The sequence below is a fragment of the Bacillus sp. CD3-5 genome (assembly GCF_006349665.1).
Classification (GTDB): Bacteria; Bacillota; Bacilli; order Bacillales; family Bacillaceae_G; genus Bacillus_A; species Bacillus_A paranthracis.
Map to the genome: position 1 here is coordinate 1 of NZ_VEPX01000020.1, position 12,874 is coordinate 12,874.

Sequence of the window (12,874 nt, forward strand, 5' to 3'; positions counted from 1 at the left end):
AGGTTCTGGATAAACCTAGGGGGTACTTTGCCTTATTTTTTGCCTAAAAATGTTTACACATACTTTTATACATCATCAAATGATCAACACAAAACGCGGTACATTCGAGCTTTTTACAAAAGGAAATGGCGAACCGCTTTGCATTACACATCACTATTCACAATTTAATGAGACTGGTGATTACTTTGCGGATGTTTTCACTTCTACGCATCGTGTATTCCTCATTAATTTACGAGGCGCTGGTAACTCAGCAAAAGCCCAGGTAGAAAACGAATTAAGTATGATTGAAACAATTCACGATTTAGAAGCTATACGAGAAGCATTACAACTTCCAACATGGCATTTCGCCGGTCATTCAACAGGTGGTATGCTTGGACTTTTATATGCGATTACATATCCAAATCCCTTACAATCACTAGTCGTCGTTGGAGCCGCAGCAAGTAATTATACTGAAACACCATTTTGTATTTATCATCCGGAACATCCTCAGTTTCATTATATGCAACAGCTCATCGAAAATTTAAAAAGCCCTCACCTTACAAATGAGGAACGAAAAGAACTATCTACCAAACGAACAAAATTATCTTTATATAAACCCGAAAACTACAATTCTTATTTTGATAAACCAATCAAAAAAACAATGTCTGCTAGCCGAATGAATGCTTTTTCTCACTAATATCCAGCATTTAATTTACGAGATCATTTACCTTCTATGAAAACAAAGACGCTTATTATATGCGGACGACACGATGTACAGTGCCCAATTCAGTATTCTATCAAGATACATGAGGGCATACGCAATTCTATTTTTGTGATATTTGAAGAGAGTAATCATTATCCTTTTTTAGAAGAAGCTGCTCAATTTATTTCTACTACTCAAAAATTTTATAAATCGTTACACTAGTACCGTTATTATTAAAGAAAGCTCGCAGCCTCTATAAGACTATGAGCTTTTTTCAAAAGAAATATTTCATACTAAAAACAACAAGCAGAACAAAACAATCATTAAACCTACATCAAGGAATACTGCCTTTTTATCTCCTTCTTTTATACTCATTATAAAAGAAGAAATGATTTTAATTCCAAAAAAGACCATCATAAATAACCCACCGAAATGATCATTTGTATAATCTTCATCATAAAACATTTGTATTGCACCTATTAGTAATAAAACAAGTATGATATTAGTTCCAATCTTTAAAATCTTGTTTGATTTATTATCTTTTAATATATCCCCCAAAATGTAGCACGCCCTCTCACACTCTCCTATGTTTTTATCTCTCTTTATATTTTAACATAAATTACCTATTCTCCCCTTTTGATCACATACAAAAAAACCTGCCAAAACTTTGACAGGTTCCCTACACATTAAAACGATAACCAGCCCCCCATACCGTTTCGATATATTGCGGGTGAGCAGGATCTCTTTCAATTTTTTCACGTAACTTTCTAATATGAACGACAACAGTAGCTAAGTCACCAGCGGAGTCTAATCCCCAAATGCGTTCAAATAACTGTTCTTTATTTAATACTTGATTTGGGTTTGTGACAAAGAATGTTAATAAATCAAATTCTTTCGTTGTAAAGGCGATTTCTTCATTGTTTATAAAAACTTTCCTCGCCCTTTGATCAATAGAGATTCCGTGAATATATAGCGTATCGCGTTGCTTACTTACATTTCCTAATAATCTTTCATAACGAGAAATATGGGCTTTTACTCTTGCTACTAGCTCACTCGGGCTAAACGGTTTCGTTATATAATCATCCGCTCCTAAACCGAGCCCGCGAATTTTATCTATATCTTCTTTTTTTGCTGAAACAAGTAAAATCGGAATATCTTTTATAGCTCGAATTTGCTTACAAATTTCAAATCCATTCATTTTCGGAAGCATAATATCTAAAATAATTAAATCGTAGTCTTCTTGCAGGGCCATTTGTAAACCTGTTTCTCCTGAATGTTCGACATCAACTTGAAAATCATTAATTTCTAAATAATCTCGCTGTAATTCTGCAATGCTTACTTCATCTTCTATTAGTAAAATTCTTTTCAATTTACTCACCACATTTCTCTACTTTTTCCAATGAGAAGAAAATGCTTGTGCCTTCCCCAAGCTCGCTTTCCGCCCAAATATTCCCGCCATGTTCTTCAATAATTTGCTTCGCTATCGCTAAGCCAAGTCCACTTCCACCTGTACTAGAATTTCGCGATTTCTCTGCACGATAGAAACGTTCAAAAATATAAGGAAGTGTATCAGATTCTATACCTGATCCGTTGTCCATTACTTTCACAATCACTTTATTGTTATCACTCGATACTGTTACAGTAATTTTCTTTTCTTCTTTATCCATGTATTTCACACTATTATGAATTAAATTTGATATCACTCTATTTATCTTTTCGCAATCAGCCTTTACATAAAGTGGTGATGCATGTAATTGTAAGTTAACTTCTATACCTTCTTTACTTAAATCCATCTGCATCTCTTCTATTAATTCTTGCATAAACATATTTAATTCAACCGTTTCAAACTGAAAGGGAACTCGATTCAAATCGAGCTTTGAGAATAAAAATAATTCATCAATGAGTGTATCCATATGTCTTGCTTTCGTATGGATAGTCGTTAAGTACTTATCCATTTTTTCTGGCGTATTTGCTACTCCGTCTTTTATTCCTTCTACATATCCAATAATAGATGTAATCGGTGTTTTTAAATCGTGAGAGATGTTTGAAATGAGCTCTTTTCGATTTTCTTCATACTGCGTTTGCATCTCTATCGATTCTTTTAATTTCTTCCTCATTTCCTCAAATCCTTGATTCAATTGCCCAATTTCATCGTGCGATGTAACTGGTATTTGAAAATCTAAATTTCCTTCTTTAATTTTTTCAGTCGCATCTTTCAATACAAAGATTGGTTTTATAACACTTCTTGAGACGAGGTAACTTAATAATCCAATAAGTAAAATAGCTAATAGTAAAAGTGATACGAACAAAATCGGAAATAACTTTTGTGTAAGATCTACAAATGAACTTTGCTTCTTTAATACAAATATACTCCCCTCTTCTTCCTGAGGAAAATAAAAATCAAACTTTACATATCGATAAAATGTATCGCCTAATTCCGTTGTACCACGACTATTAATATTTGCTGATTCAAATTTCGGAAGAGCTTCCTTTAAAGCCCCACTTTCAAATACTTTTGTAGCATAAGAAATGGTTTCTCCCTTTCTTACAACAATTTTCACCCCTTCTTTTTCAAGTGATGAAACGAACGATTCATCTAATAGTTGCGATTGATGTTTCTTTGCTGCCGTCTTTAACTCAATATACGCATTCTCTTCTTCTGACGTAAGCGGCTTTTGAATATAGGAGCTTTTATAGAAATTTTTCACTGCTTCCAAATCACCTGTTATCGAAAAAACGATTAAAAATCCCGCGATTAATATAAGCGTAATGGAAACGAGAATGACAGCGATATAAGAAAATAAAAACCTTGTTTTAATAGACATATGTTACATCCTCACTTTACCCCGCTATTTGCCGGGCAGTAAGATCCCCACCTCAAAATTCAGAGAAAGCAAAGAAGTTAAGTGGGGGATCAACTGCCCATAAAAGCCCGATTGGTTGGGGCTGATAATCAGTGGGGGATGAACAAAACCCCCACTGATTAAAGTTTCACTTTATCAAACCTTATTACTCATAAGCATAAAAATATATGTTCAAATACTCAAGCGATTTTATAGTAATTTTAGCGTCAGTTTATAAAAATTTAATGTTCTTCTTTTACAGTTGAAATGAGGAGGTTGAAATTCCATGTTCAAAAAAACAGTAAGCATGATATGTTGCGTATTTTTTTTACAAGGTTGCTTACAAGAACAAGAAGTTAAAAAGGAGATGACAAACATGGAGACAGCGCTACTAACAGCTACTGAGAAACAAGAAACGAATACTGTTATATCGTTACTCAAAAAAGGGGCTGACATAAATATAACAGACAATAAAGGACGCACCCCTCTTATGATTGCTACATACAAAAATGATGTGAAAACCGCAAAAGCGCTTATCGATGCTGGTGCTGACGTAAATATCCAAGATGATATGAAAAACAATCCCTTTTTATACGCTGGGGCAGAAGGTTACTTAGATATTTTAAAACTAACAATTGATGCTGGTGCAGATCCATCGCTTACGAATCGATATGGGGGGACAGCTCTTACCCCAGCCTCAGAACATGGCTATATTGATGTTATAAAAGAACTCCTCACGCGAACAAATATCGATGTAAACCATGTAAACAACCTCGGATGGACAGCTTTAATGGAAGCCATCGTACTAAGTAACGGAAATGAAACACAACAACAAGTCATCCGCCTCCTTATTGAGCACGGTGCAGATGTAAACATTCCAGATAATGATGGTGTTACTCCGCTAGAGCATGCTCGCGCTCATCACTTTGAGGAGATAGAGAAGATTTTGTTAGAAGAACATAAGTAAAAAGCTAATTTTTGCCTTCCTCCCCCGCTCTATGCTACATTTAACCCGTTATATCAATATGAATAGGGTGGGAATACATATGAACAAACCGAAAATTGGGATGATTGGACTTGGAAGTATTGCACAAAAAGCTTATCTTCCAACACTTACAAAAGAAACAGATTGGAATTTTGTAGGGGCGTTTACACCTAACGCGGAGAAAAGAAAACAAGTTTGCCAGCAATACCGCATACAAGACTTCCATTCTATTGAAACGTTAGCTTCGGAATGCGATGCAATCTTCGTTCATAGTTCAACTGCATCGCATTATGAAATCGTTTCTAAACTTCTGAAAAAAGGAATCGATGTTTATGTTGATAAGCCGCTAGCTGCTACAGTGGAACAAGCTGAGAAACTAGTTGAGTTGAGCGAAAAGTATAACCGAAAGTTAATGGTTGGATTTAATCGCCGCTTCGTTCCTATGTATGTTGCGGCAAAAGAGCAAGCTCATAACATTTCATGGATTCGAATTGAAAAGCACCGCACAAATAAAGTCGGGCCATATACGTACGACTTTACGATGTTAGATGATTACTTACATATTGTAGATACTGCTCGCTGGTTAGCTAACGATGAGCTTAACGTCGTTCATAATATGATGCAAATCAATGAAAAGAATGAACTTCTTTACGGACATCATACATATACAACTGCAAATGGAATGTTACTTTCTACCGCAATGCACCGCCATGCCGGTACAAATTTAGAACAAATTGAACTTGTCACAACAGGAAAAATCATTCGCGTAAAAAACATGAACACATTTGAAGTTGAGCAAGAAAATGCAGTTTCTCAAATTGGTTCCCCATCATGGGATACGACGTTAAAACAACGCGGTTTTGAAGATGCTGTTCATCATTTTATTGCATGTGTACAAGGAGATACAAAGCCTGTTGTAGATGGATTAGAAGGATTAAAAACGCAACAACTGCTGCAATCCCTACTGGACGCTACAAGTAAAAATTAAAACGGATACATTTTTCAGAATTTACTTTCATTCCCATTTCCCCTTTATTTCTCACGCAAATTTCTATAGAATATGTTGATAGGAATTATAAATTTCATAATGAATCGTGGAAAGGATGGGATTAACACATGTGGAACGAGTTTAAAAAGTTCGCTTTCAAAGGGAATGTCGTTGATTTAGCTGTCGGGGTTGTAATCGGTGCTGCATTCGGTAAAATCGTTAGTTCTTTAGTAAAAGATGTTATTACACCATTACTTGGTATGGTATTAGGTGGCGTTGACTTTACAGATTTAAAACTTACATTCGGTAAGTCATCTATTATGTACGGTAACTTCATCCAAACTATTTTTGATTTCTTAATTATTGCAGCAGCTATCTTTATGTTCGTTAAAGTGTTCAACAAACTAACATCTAAAAAAGAAGAAGAAAAAGAGGAAGAAATTCCAGAACCAACAAAAGAAGAAGAACTTCTTAGCGAAATTCGCGACTTATTAAAACAACAAAACTCTTCTAAAGATAGAGCATAATTGAACGGATAAAAAGGCATGTCCCGAGAGGGACATGCCTTTTCTATATGCTATAACGTTTCCGAATTCATATGAATAAATAAAATAATACCAGCAACCATAAGTACCATGATACTACTTGCAAATAGTGTAATACCGATAAACATTAAACTTGTGCTCATATCCACCGATACACTTTCAATAAAAATAGAAATTACATACGTGATAAGGGCAATTCCTGCAAGAATACTTCCTGGAACAAATCGCTTTAAACCATTTTGTTTTAACGTCATATATGCAAAAATAGCAGTCATACAAAGCGTAATTATCCAAAGAACGATCATCTCTTCTCCCCCCTCACAAGCCTTTTCTTTCTATTATACATGACATTGCCCTATAATAGTTAAATTTGCACTTATGTGACATATAACAAGGAATTATACAGTCATATAGAGAAGTCTCCCAGATAAGCTATAGAACTTGGGAGGATTTCAATTGGAAGAAGATATTGTAGGATATTTTAAACAAGTAGAGAAATTTGATTATATTACAATTGACTTAGACAAAAAGTTTTTTTATATGGAAATTGTACAACTAGAAACAAATATAACTTTGCTAAAAATATCACTTAATTTAAATAAAGATGAAACTATTGTACAAGGCAAAACAGAGCACTATGACCCTTATAGGCTGGAACAATTAATACAAAGTTTTAAACACACCGCACAAACATGCATTGAACATAATTTACGAAGTCCTGAAGAACTTTTTGCATTTTGGAAAGGAAATTGACACTAGAAATAAATGGATATTTTTCGTATAAATTGATATAATTACCATATATAAATATTCTTTATAAGGAAGTGTTCATAATGATTTGGATTTCACTAATCGTATTAGCCTATTTCATCATTCTCGTCCCAATACAGTATAACTACATTAAAATACTCAAAGAAAAACAGAAGAAAATGAATGTGTCACAAAACGAATTATATGACAACATGTCTTATGAAGAATCTCAAATACATTACCATTATCAAAGTAACGTATTTACAATACCTGCTTCGCTTGTCGCAAGTATTATTTATAGAGTGAAACATGCAGCATAATATGTACGCTGTAAAATTATTGTTTGAATCTGTTCATTCTGGTGAGCCTGATCCTACGAAAATGGATGAGCATTATGAAGAAAATCACGATACACTTTTTGAAGAAAGTATTATTCTTGTTAAAGCAAGCAGTTTGGAAGAAGCTCATGCACTAGGTGAACAAATCGCTATACAGTCTGAGCATACGTACGATAATATGTACGGTGAGCAAATAACGTGGACGTTTCGAAAACTATTGCATGTGTTTGAATTAGACGAGACACCATTTGAAACTGGAAAAGAATTATACGCAAGATTTTTACACGTTAAGAAAAATGAAACGGTCAATACCGTAGTAAAAGCATACTATCCTGAATATGAATAAAAGCTCACAGCAATCGCTGTGAGCTTTTTTATACTTACTTCGTTGAATCTCTAAATTGGATACGGTGAGGTAAGATAACAGTGTGATCTTCCACTTTTTCTTTGTTCATATACTTTGTTAATAGACGCATTGCTACTGCACCGATATCATACATCGGTTGTACAACTGTTGAAAGTTGTGGACGAACCATTAATGCAAGGCGTGTATTATCGAAACCAAGTACTTCTACATCAGTTGGTACATTTAATCCAGTGTCTTGTGCTGCGTGGATTACACCTAGTGCCATTTCGTCAGAAGATACGAAGATCGCTGTTGGCTTTTCATCAAGGCTCCAAAGCTTTTCGAATGCTTCGATACCTGAGTCATATGTGTAATCTCCATCGATTACAAGATTTTCATCATATGAAATACCTGCTTCTTCTAGAGCTTTTCTATAACCTTGTAACTTCTTCGCACTCCCCGCTTTATCAATGAAAGGACCAGAGACGAAACCGATACGCTTATGTCCTTGTTCAATAAAGTGCTTCATTGCGTCGTAAGCTGCTTGTGTATAATCAATGTTTACTGATGGCGTTTCATTTTGCTCATCAAATGACGCTGCTAATACGATTGGTACTGGAGACTTTTTAAATTCTTCAGCGTGAATATCTGTAATATCTTCACCCATGAAAACAATTCCGTCCACTTGTTTTCCAAGCATCGTATTTAATAAATGGAACTCTTTCTCTTTGTTTTGGTCAGAGTTACTTAAAATGATGTTATATTTGTACATTGTTGCGATATCTTCAATTCCACGAGCAAGTTCTGCATAAAACGTATTTGAGATATCAGGAATAATAACACCTACTGTAGTTGTCTTTTTACTTGCTAATCCACGTGCTACCGCATTTGGACGGTATCCTAAACGATCAATTGCTTCTAATACTTTCTTTCTTGTTGTAGGCTTTACATTTGGGTTACCATTCACAACGCGTGATACGGTAGCCATTGAAACGTTCGCTTCGCGCGCTACATCATATATTGTTACGTTCATCTCATCGCACACTCCTTCTATTTTTGTTATCTATTTTTATGTATCGGTTACTTGAATGAAAAAAAGACATCAACTCTATTTGCAGATGTCACCAATCGTCCCGAGTTCTTCCTTTTACTAATGATACGATAAAAACGCAGGCTCATACAATATTTTCCCGCAAAAGTTTCGAAAAAATTCGCTTCTTTTCTCGTATTTTCGTATTTTTTATGAAAAAAAGGGCATTTTTTGTAAAAATATAGATATCCCACAAGTAGAAACCCTATTTTAAGCAGTACACTAGCTAGTAATTGAAATTTATATCAGCGATTTTTTGAATATATCAACCACAACTCGAAATATATCAGCGATTTTTTAAATATATCGACTTACCGACATCAAACGACAATGATCACCATTTGATGCGCTGGATCTGGAAGTACTCTACAATTGGCAATAGAAGATCCCATCCCCCTGTAGAATGCGTTACATCGACAATGCAAGGGGTTAAAATAGGTTTCTTTCTTTGAAATTAGTACAGCGGAAATATGGAGCGTATTACGTGACGCCCTGTCCCATCGTCCCCTTTCATTTACAGTAAAAAAAGACAGTTTAAACACTGTCTTTTTTTATAAGAAGGAAACAAACGGTTTATCGCTGTTTTTCTCTTTTATAACAATTGCCTCAATTTTATTCTCGGACTTTATCTGCAATTGTACTTTTGCATCTTTCGGTAATTCGTCTAACATACTTTGAGCGGCGAGTTGAGTAAGAGCCATTAATTCTGTTTTACCGTTATATTTAATAACAATATCCATATTTAATGTATCCATTTGATTTTTCTTATAAGAAACTTTAGCATTTACTGGGATAAAGTCTCCAGGAGAAAAACCTTTCATTGCCTTAGCAAATTTATTTATTTTTTCATTATCTTCTCCATGTGCTTGTGTAAATTCATCGGAAGGATATGAATACGCTTTTTCTTCAATTGCATTCCAATTTCCAAGGTTCGTATCATTCTTTTGAACGGTAGCACTAGCAATATACGTGCCATTTTTTAAAGAACTTGTACTTTCTTGCTTAAAGATAGCAAACGTAATTGGGGATTTATTATACTTGTCATTTTTATGAATAGCTTCAATAAGTTGCTTAGCAACTTCAGTCCCCTTAGACATTGCCTCTTCATTGGATACACTTGAAGACATAGCTAACCCAATTACAACACCAGATAAACTTAATTCATTTGAATTCTGTTTCCCGAAATAGTCTTGTTCTATAATATTTGTCAAAACGGGTGCTTCTACTTTTGCGACTAGTTCATCAACTAACTTCTCAGGAATATACTGATTTAATTGAAGCACATGGTTTTCTGTATCAAATTGCTCTTTTGCAATATTCATTAAACCATTTTCATACTCTGCTAAATCTAATTTAGAATTTGTTTTTACATTAGCTGTATTTATAACCTTTTGTTCTTTTAAAGGAATTACAGTTCTATAATAATCTTTAGAAACAGCAGTTCTCGGAATCATGCTTTTTTCTTTCGTATCTTTCTGTATAACTTCATCCTTCTTACTAATCGTATCATTACTACAAGCTCCTAGTAATAAACTTACGACTGCGAAGGATAATGCCATTTTCTTCATTACTTAAAACCTACTTTCAACAATCTAGTTATTTAGTTTGAACTATTAACAGTTTACCATTAAATATATTTCAACAAAAACAAAAAAAAGAAGCAAGCACCTTTCGCTTGCTTCTTTTTACTTAATATTCTCTTCTAAAACATCTTTTTTAATGTTCCAATGAGACGTATTCCATACTACCATCCCATCTTTTATGTATAACACTTGCGGAGATTCATGTTTCATGCTGTACTGTTCTGCAACACGATTCGAAACATCTCTTGCATCTTGTACGTATAAGTAGTACGCTGGTACCGCTCTTTCTTCACTACAATAAGCTTGAAATTCTGTATAAGCACCATGACTAATAGGACATGTCGTACTATGTTTAAAAAGAACATAAGGCTCGTTTTTTTCTACTAGTACTTCAAACTCTTCAATTGTTTCAAGTTTTGTCATATTCATTACGATTCACCTCTCATACGAAGTCTAGAGCGCTTCTCTTTCTTTTCAGCTTTTTTCTCAAGTCTTTCTAATTTACGCTCTTCTTTTTCAACCTTTTTCTCTTGTCTTGTCGCACGATAATGATTGTATACTTCAATTGCTGCGCTACTCCACTGTACAACTTGCGCTACTTTATCTGCATTATTTTCAATTTCGTCCGTAACAGACTCTGATACATTACGAAGTTTCGTATTTAAAGAATGGATTGTCGTTCCAATTCCATCTACACCCGATACTACTTTATTTAATGATTGTGACTTCTGTTGAATGTCATCAGCTAACGCATTTGTTTTATGTAATAATTGCTCCGTCTCTACGCTAATCCCTTGCATTTGCTTTTCTAAACCTTCTAACGTGCTTGCAACGTTTTCTAACGTCTTCTGAACCGATAACAACGTTCTACATACATACACTACTAATACAGCGAAAGCAACCGCGATAATAGCTGCACTTACATATAAAAGAACTTGCATTTCATCACTTCCTTTATCTTTTTCATACTTTCCCCTATTATACAATCATTTTCCGTTTCGTTCTAATCCCTATCTTTTCATTAGAATTTTCATACTTATTCGTTAACTTTAACATAAATCATTCAACAAATTCCACTAAGTAGGTTACAATAGGAGAGGATACATAATTAGTAGGGAGGCTTTACATATGAAAGATCCACGCATTGAAAAGTTAGCATACAATTTAATTAACTACTCTATTCGCTTACAAAAAGGCGAAAAAGTATTAATTGAAAACTTTGGCTTACAAAAAGAACTTGTAACTGCACTTGTTAAAGAAGCATATGCAGCTGGTGGTTTCCCATTCGTTTCTTTAAAAGATCATCAAGTAGATCGCTCTTTATTAATGGGTGCTACTGAAGAACATTTTGAAAAAATCGCAGCCTATGAAGCAAGCGTAATGAAAGATATGGACGCTTATATCGGTCTTCGCTCTGGCGATAACATTAACGAACAAGCTGACGTGCCAAGTGAAAGAATGCAAATTCACGGTCAAACAGTTGGTAAGAAAGTTCATAGAGACATCCGCGTTCCAAAAACACGCTGGGTTGTTCTTCGCTACCCAAATGCCTCTATGGCACAGCTTGCGAAAATGAGCACAGAAGCTTTCGAAGACTTCTACTTCGAAGTCTGTAACTTAGACTACGGTAAAATGGATAAGGCGATGGATAGCCTTGTTACATTAATGAATAAAACAGATAAAGTGCGCCTAACTGGACCTGGAACTGACTTAACATTCTCTATTAAAGACATTCCAGCAATTAAATGCTCAGGTCATTTAAACATTCCAGACGGTGAAGTATACTCTGCACCAGTTCGTGATTCTGTTAACGGTACAGTTTCTTACAACACGCCATCTCCTTACAACGGTTATACATTTGAAAATGTACAACTTAAGTTCGAGAACGGCCAAATCGTTGAAGCAACTGCAAACGATACAGAGCGCATTAACAAAATCTTCGATACAGACGAAGGCGCACGCTACGTTGGTGAGTTCGCAATCGGCGTAAACCCATACATCTTACATCCAATGGGAGACATCCTATTCGATGAAAAAATCGATGGCAGCTTCCACTTCACTCCTGGACAAGCTTACGACGATGCATGGAACGGCAATAACTCGAACATTCACTGGGATTTAGTATGTATCCAACGCCCTGAATATGGCGGCGGCGAAATTTACTTCGACGACGTACTAATCCGTAAAGACGGACGCTTCGTTGTACCTGAATTAGAAGCTTTAAATCCAGAGAACTTAAAATAATAATAAAAACGCTCGGGATTTTTCCGAGCGTTTTTTTAATACTTTAATAAGTCTTTCGCCACATCTTCTGGCACTTTAAAACTCATCTTCTTATTTTTCATTTCAACTTCAACATAAGGGACATCTTGATATACTGTCATTGTACCGATTTCATGTAACTCTTTTTTATCTTTACTCGACTCTGATAATTTTGGTGTATCTTCTTGATACATTTTAAATGTTTTCCCTTGCGGAGTATCTAAAGGAGCCGACTGCATTTCCCACTTATCCATTTTCATGACTTCAAACAGCTTTTCAATTTCTTTCTTATCGGTAATTACTTTCTTTTCACTTGAATCAGTAAGTGATTCAATTTCAACTTTTTGTGCCTTTTCTAAGTTTAGATTCGTCTTTTCCTTCTTCGTACTACATCCTAGTAAAAGAAAGGATGCGGTTAGCAGAAATACAAATAACATAAGGACTTTTTTCATTTCTAATCCT

General features: G+C 34.9%; 16 protein-coding genes and 1 pseudogene. 8 read left to right on the forward strand and 9 right to left on the reverse strand.

The genetic code is table 11. The annotated features are described in order from the left end of the window. The first annotated feature begins 49 nt into the window (after positions 1-49). Positions 50-904: pseudogene (locus FH036_RS24690) on the forward strand (alpha/beta fold hydrolase). A gap of 66 nt (positions 905-970) precedes the next feature. Here the strand turns inward: FH036_RS24690 and FH036_RS24695 are convergent. The 3 genes from FH036_RS24695 to FH036_RS24705 form a co-directional block, all read right to left on the reverse strand. After that, positions 971-1,240 (reverse strand): hypothetical protein, encoded by a 270-nt coding sequence (locus tag FH036_RS24695; protein WP_044790869.1) that lies wholly within the window; start codon positions 1,238-1,240, stop codon positions 971-973. A gap of 121 nt (positions 1,241-1,361) precedes the next feature. Beyond that, a complete protein-coding gene (locus FH036_RS24700) occupies positions 1,362-2,051 on the reverse strand; it encodes a response regulator transcription factor (protein ID WP_001982862.1) in 690 nt (229 codons plus the stop codon). 1 nt (position 2,052) lies between these two features. Continuing rightward, positions 2,053-3,507 (reverse strand): sensor histidine kinase, encoded by a 1,455-nt coding sequence (locus FH036_RS24705; RefSeq protein WP_044790868.1) that lies wholly within the window; start codon positions 3,505-3,507, stop codon positions 2,053-2,055. A 304-nt stretch (positions 3,508-3,811) separates the two neighbouring features. Between FH036_RS24705 and FH036_RS24710 the strand changes: the two genes are divergently transcribed. From FH036_RS24710 to mscL, 3 genes are all read left to right on the forward strand, one after another. Next, positions 3,812-4,492, forward strand: a complete 681-nt coding sequence (locus tag FH036_RS24710) for an ankyrin repeat domain-containing protein (protein WP_044790867.1) — start codon at positions 3,812-3,814, stop codon at positions 4,490-4,492. 79 nt (positions 4,493-4,571) lie between these two features. Next, positions 4,572-5,498 (forward strand): Gfo/Idh/MocA family protein, encoded by a 927-nt coding sequence (locus FH036_RS24715; RefSeq protein WP_001039704.1) that lies wholly within the window; start codon positions 4,572-4,574, stop codon positions 5,496-5,498. A 128-nt stretch (positions 5,499-5,626) separates the two neighbouring features. Beyond that, on the forward strand, positions 5,627-6,025 hold the full coding sequence (gene mscL / locus FH036_RS24720) for a large-conductance mechanosensitive channel protein MscL (protein WP_000267018.1): 399 nt from the start codon (positions 5,627-5,629) through the stop codon (positions 6,023-6,025). Positions 6,026-6,075: 50 nt separating this feature from the next. Here the strand turns inward: mscL and FH036_RS24725 are convergent, their stop codons facing one another. Then, on the reverse strand, positions 6,076-6,348 hold the full coding sequence (locus FH036_RS24725) for a DUF3917 domain-containing protein (protein ID WP_000636591.1): 273 nt from the start codon (positions 6,346-6,348) through the stop codon (positions 6,076-6,078). Positions 6,349-6,499: 151 nt separating this feature from the next. Here FH036_RS24725 and dhp61 point away from each other — a divergent pair, with 151 nt between their 5' ends. The 3 genes from dhp61 (at position 6,500) to FH036_RS24740 (ending at position 7,477) form a co-directional block, all read left to right on the forward strand. Beyond that, positions 6,500-6,796 (forward strand): protein Dhp61, encoded by a 297-nt coding sequence (dhp61, locus tag FH036_RS24730; RefSeq protein WP_138320972.1) that lies wholly within the window; start codon positions 6,500-6,502, stop codon positions 6,794-6,796. 80 nt (positions 6,797-6,876) lie between these two features. Beyond that, positions 6,877-7,113: a DUF3949 domain-containing protein gene (locus FH036_RS24735; protein ID WP_139896354.1), complete on the forward strand. Its 237-nt coding sequence runs from the start codon at positions 6,877-6,879 to the stop codon at positions 7,111-7,113. A gap of 1 nt (position 7,114) precedes the next feature. Further along, complete coding sequence (locus tag FH036_RS24740; RefSeq protein WP_044790872.1) at positions 7,115-7,477, forward strand: DUF4288 domain-containing protein; 363 nt, start codon at positions 7,115-7,117, stop codon at positions 7,475-7,477. A 34-nt stretch (positions 7,478-7,511) separates the two neighbouring features. Here FH036_RS24740 and ccpA read toward each other — a convergent pair whose 3' ends face one another. The 4 genes from ccpA to FH036_RS24765 all read right to left on the reverse strand — a co-directional run bounded on the left by ccpA (position 7,512) and on the right by FH036_RS24765 (position 11,091). Further along, on the reverse strand, positions 7,512-8,510 hold the full coding sequence (gene ccpA / locus FH036_RS24745) for a catabolite control protein A (RefSeq protein ID WP_001103286.1): 999 nt from the start codon (positions 8,508-8,510) through the stop codon (positions 7,512-7,514). A gap of 608 nt (positions 8,511-9,118) precedes the next feature. Next, positions 9,119-10,135 carry a CamS family sex pheromone protein gene (locus FH036_RS24755; protein ID WP_044790865.1) on the reverse strand — a complete coding sequence of 339 codons (1,017 nt, stop codon included), beginning with the start codon at positions 10,133-10,135 and terminating at the stop codon, positions 9,119-9,121. A 117-nt stretch (positions 10,136-10,252) separates the two neighbouring features. Next, positions 10,253-10,579 carry a bacillithiol system redox-active protein YtxJ gene (gene ytxJ / locus FH036_RS24760; RefSeq protein WP_044790864.1) on the reverse strand — a complete coding sequence of 109 codons (327 nt, stop codon included), beginning with the start codon at positions 10,577-10,579 and terminating at the stop codon, positions 10,253-10,255. Continuing rightward, a complete protein-coding gene (locus FH036_RS24765; protein WP_001197726.1) occupies positions 10,579-11,091 on the reverse strand; it encodes a DUF948 domain-containing protein in 513 nt (170 codons plus the stop codon). The genes ytxJ and FH036_RS24765 overlap by 1 nt, the downstream gene beginning before the upstream one ends. Positions 11,092-11,278: 187 nt before the next feature. Here FH036_RS24765 and FH036_RS24770 point away from each other — a divergent pair, with 187 nt between their 5' ends. After that, on the forward strand, positions 11,279-12,394 hold the full coding sequence (locus tag FH036_RS24770; protein ID WP_139896355.1) for an aminopeptidase: 1,116 nt from the start codon (positions 11,279-11,281) through the stop codon (positions 12,392-12,394). A gap of 35 nt (positions 12,395-12,429) precedes the next feature. Here FH036_RS24770 and FH036_RS24775 read toward each other — a convergent pair whose 3' ends face one another. Then, positions 12,430-12,864 carry a hypothetical protein gene (locus FH036_RS24775; protein ID WP_044790863.1) on the reverse strand — a complete coding sequence of 145 codons (435 nt, stop codon included), beginning with the start codon at positions 12,862-12,864 and terminating at the stop codon, positions 12,430-12,432. Positions 12,865-12,874: the final 10 nt, after the last annotated feature.

Coding starts and splice junctions, on each gene's coding strand:
- FH036_RS24705 (WP_044790868.1), bottom strand. CDS start 3,507: ATGTCTATTAAAACAAGGTTTTTATTTTCTTATATCGCTGTCATTCTC.
- FH036_RS24710 (WP_044790867.1), top strand. CDS start 3,812: ATGTTCAAAAAAACAGTAAGCATGATATGTTGCGTATTTTTTTTACAA.
- FH036_RS24715 (WP_001039704.1), top strand. CDS start 4,572: ATGAACAAACCGAAAATTGGGATGATTGGACTTGGAAGTATTGCACAA.
- mscL (WP_000267018.1), top strand. CDS start 5,627: ATGTGGAACGAGTTTAAAAAGTTCGCTTTCAAAGGGAATGTCGTTGAT.
- FH036_RS24725 (WP_000636591.1), bottom strand. CDS start 6,348: ATGATCGTTCTTTGGATAATTACGCTTTGTATGACTGCTATTTTTGCA.
- FH036_RS24735 (WP_139896354.1), top strand. CDS start 6,877: ATGATTTGGATTTCACTAATCGTATTAGCCTATTTCATCATTCTCGTC.
- FH036_RS24740 (WP_044790872.1), top strand. CDS start 7,115: ATGTACGCTGTAAAATTATTGTTTGAATCTGTTCATTCTGGTGAGCCT.
- ccpA (WP_001103286.1), bottom strand. CDS start 8,510: ATGAACGTAACAATATATGATGTAGCGCGCGAAGCGAACGTTTCAATG.
- FH036_RS24755 (WP_044790865.1), bottom strand. CDS start 10,135: ATGAAGAAAATGGCATTATCCTTCGCAGTCGTAAGTTTATTACTAGGA.
- ytxJ (WP_044790864.1), bottom strand. CDS start 10,579: ATGAATATGACAAAACTTGAAACAATTGAAGAGTTTGAAGTACTAGTA.
- FH036_RS24765 (WP_001197726.1), bottom strand. CDS start 11,091: ATGCAAGTTCTTTTATATGTAAGTGCAGCTATTATCGCGGTTGCTTTC.
- FH036_RS24770 (WP_139896355.1), top strand. CDS start 11,279: ATGAAAGATCCACGCATTGAAAAGTTAGCATACAATTTAATTAACTAC.
- FH036_RS24775 (WP_044790863.1), bottom strand. CDS start 12,864: ATGAAAAAAGTCCTTATGTTATTTGTATTTCTGCTAACCGCATCCTTT.